Source organism: Parabacteroides sp. AF14-59 (assembly GCF_003479515.1).
Taxonomy (GTDB): domain Bacteria; phylum Bacteroidota; class Bacteroidia; order Bacteroidales; family Tannerellaceae; genus Parabacteroides; species Parabacteroides faecis.
Genome location: NZ_QUHH01000053.1, coordinates 1 through 3,034 on the forward strand (window position 1 = coordinate 1; position 3,034 = coordinate 3,034).

Genomic DNA, 3,034 nt, shown 5'->3' on the forward strand with positions numbered 1-3,034 from the left:
ATTGTTTTTAGTAATAAATGTTTTATCTGTAAACTACTTTCAGTAAAGGTCATTTACTCATTCATTTTTGCGTTTGATATATATCAAACGAATAGAACACATATATGCTCTTTTCTTTTGACAATTGAGTTCCTTTCGTTTGATAACTATCGAATGAATAGGTGTTTGGAATGTTTTAGGCAAGACTATTGGAACTTTTCTGTGGATGATCCTACGGCAAACAAAATGCAATTGAATCGTACACAAGAAACAGACATACCCTGTTTGGGAGGTAAGTTCTACACGCTGATTGCCTACTCCAAAGCCTTGAAGAGAGCTATTCAGATGTACCTATATTGTACTCTATCTGCTCAATAGTCAGTTTCGTATCATTTTTCCATTTAAGTTGATACCCACTCCCCCGTATGGCATCGATACTTAAATCCGGAATATCCTTCAAGTCTTTCCGCAAACGAATTACCAGCTGTTCTAAATGCTTTTTATCAACATTATTCTTTTCAGTCCAAAGAGTCTGATAAAGATATTCATAAGATTGAAAATAATCTCTTCCTTTCGACAACTGATTGAACAAGCCAAACACTTTTGGAGCAAGAAGTATAGTCATTCCAGAATAAATCAAGACATGTTTCTTTTCATCCAAATAAATAACATTGGCTGCAGGTTTGGAAAGAGATTCCTCCCGCTCCTTCACTGGCTCTGTTACTAGCTCAACCTCCTGCCAAACCGATTCATCCGGCAAAACCTGAGTAATATCCAAGTACCGTTCATCCCGGGTATCCTGCAGTACTGGTTGAATCAAAGAGTTTAGTCGTTTGCTGTTTTTCTTCTTCATCACTAATATCATCAAAGCTAAACAAGCAATTATAGAGAGTATGACATAATAACTCTTACCCCACAGCAGGTTTTCTAACCAGTCCCCCCTTACATATCCTTCCAAAACGATAACATTTTGAATATCCACTTTATATGTCAATTTCAAATAATTAGGTAGAAGGCTCACATCATTTATACCGTAAAACGTCTTTTTATCAGAATCATTATTATAAAGAGATACCGCTGTTTTAAACTCATATCCATTTTCTTTCAACTTTATTCGGAAAAGACTATCCAACTTTTCGATTTTTACAGGATTCTTAAATGACAAGTAATATTGGTCAGCAAGAAAATCACCTTCATCAGCAGTTAAAGATTCAGTACTATCCTTTTTTAAAAGTAAAGTCTGCCCCTCTGTTGCTATTTCGATGTTTGGTGAAGTAGCAGGAGAAAATATATGCTTCTTCTTTACTTTGATTTCGCTCATTCTGTTCGTACAGTCCTCCCATAATGTCTGCTTCCAAATTTCCGTCACTTTACTACGTAAACTAAAAGAATACCAATAACCTCCACCTATAGTTATAAGTAAAGCGAGTACCCCCCCAATTAACCAATCCGACAAATCACTCTTCATTTCTACATCCTATTTTAAACACAAAAATAGAAAAGAACTATTCAAAAAGAGGTAAAATGAATAAAAAAACACCTATATAAGCATAATCTAGGTAAAATCTAGGCGCTTCTCTAAAAAAGCCTCTTTATTTTTGTTACAACAAATTATGTAAACAAATATGAAGAACAAATTAAAATTAGTCGGATTTATGGTTTGCCTGATCGCAGGCTTTTATTTCTGGTCTAATCAAAAAAATGAATTGCCAGCTCTAGCATTAGATAATATAGAAGCATTGGCTTACGGTGAACATGGAGACAGAGTAAAATGCTACGGTGATGGTTCTGTAGACTGTGACGGAGATTGGGTAGAAATGAGAATTACAGGCTTAAGTCTTGAATAAACAATGAAATATCTCCTTTATTATATATTAATAGGTATTAGCTGCCTGAGTGCCTGTACGAGTTCTCCGGATTCGCACTTTTCGAGATACTCGGACTTTACCAAAACCAAGGCACTCAGCGCACAGGTAATCAACCTGGATACTATCCTGTTCCGTTACCCATTCCGGGTAACGGTCAGGGATAGTGTTGCCGTTGTAATGGATCTGCACAATATAGATTACTATTTACACGCGTTTACCTATCCGGGGTGGAAACACATTGCTTCTTTTGGCAGACGTGGAGAAGCACCGAAGGAGATGTTATCAGCAGCAAACATTCAATTCAACTCCCTAGATTCCCTATGGGCACTCGATCCCAACAAGATGCAAATTACACGTTGGAAAATATCTCCTTCTACCAGTTCTGCAGAATTGGTAGAGGAGATTAAATTAGACAAGAAATTAGTCCGTTCATTGGATTTTCATACGATGGAATCAGGCTTTTTGATTCCTGACTATCTAGGAGAACATCGTTTTTGGGAGGTTGACGGTAACGGTAAACCTATAAAAAGCAATGGTACAATCCCGAGCGAAACAGCCAATGAAGAAACATCTCGTCCTGCATTAGCACAGGCCTGGAGAAGTTTTATGGATTACAATCCGGAGAATGGTGTATTGGCTATGGCTACCCAATTAGGAGAATCACTTGAAATCTATAATCTTAAAGACAGCACACACAAGGTATTGTATGGTCCGGCCGGAGAACCCGAGTTTAAAACAGGTAAAGACGGATCTGGCGTTCCGAATGGCATTATGGGATTTAGTGATATCAAAGTAACCAACAAATATATATATGCAGTATTTCAAGGCATTAAGTTTAAAGATAAGTTAGCAGCTTATCAGCGTGGAGAACAACCGGAAGACGGAGGTAGGTTTATCTATGTATTCGATCTTCAAGGAAACCCTGTACAGAAATATACTCTCGATCGAGCTATATATGGTATTGATATAAACGAAGAAACAAATACGATTGTTGCAACCGAAGTAAAAAGTGATGATCCAATCATAGAGTTCAAAATTTAGAGAATAGTAATGAAAGCTTTAAATCTAATCATACTAGTATTATTACCTATCTTCTTTTCCTGCAAAAACGAACAGAAAGAGAAAGAAAAACATATTGCGCAATTGGTGAACGAATGGCAGGGAAAACAAATTGTATTCCCTGAAAA

3 protein-coding genes are annotated in these 3,034 nt (G+C 36.8%); 2 read left to right on the forward strand and 1 reads right to left on the reverse strand.

Features of this window, described 5'->3' with window-relative positions:
• Positions 1 to 316: 316 nt before the first annotated feature.
• Positions 317 to 1,447 (reverse strand): helix-turn-helix domain-containing protein, encoded by a 1,131-nt coding sequence (locus DWW23_RS26235; protein ID WP_122357395.1) that lies wholly within the window; start codon positions 1,445 to 1,447, stop codon positions 317 to 319.
• Positions 1,448 to 1,604: 157 nt separating this feature from the next.
• On the opposite strand from DWW23_RS26235, the gene DWW23_RS26240 reads away from it, so the two are divergent.
• Together DWW23_RS26240 and DWW23_RS26245 are read left to right on the forward strand one after the other, a co-directional pair.
• Entirely contained in the window at positions 1,605 to 1,826 is a 222-nt protein-coding gene (locus DWW23_RS26240) for an NVEALA domain-containing protein (RefSeq protein WP_122357396.1), read from the forward strand.
• Positions 1,827 to 1,829: 3 nt separating this feature from the next.
• Complete coding sequence (locus DWW23_RS26245; RefSeq protein WP_122357397.1) at positions 1,830 to 2,888, forward strand: BF3164 family lipoprotein; 1,059 nt, start codon at positions 1,830 to 1,832, stop codon at positions 2,886 to 2,888.
• Positions 2,889 to 3,034 lie beyond the last annotated feature (146 nt).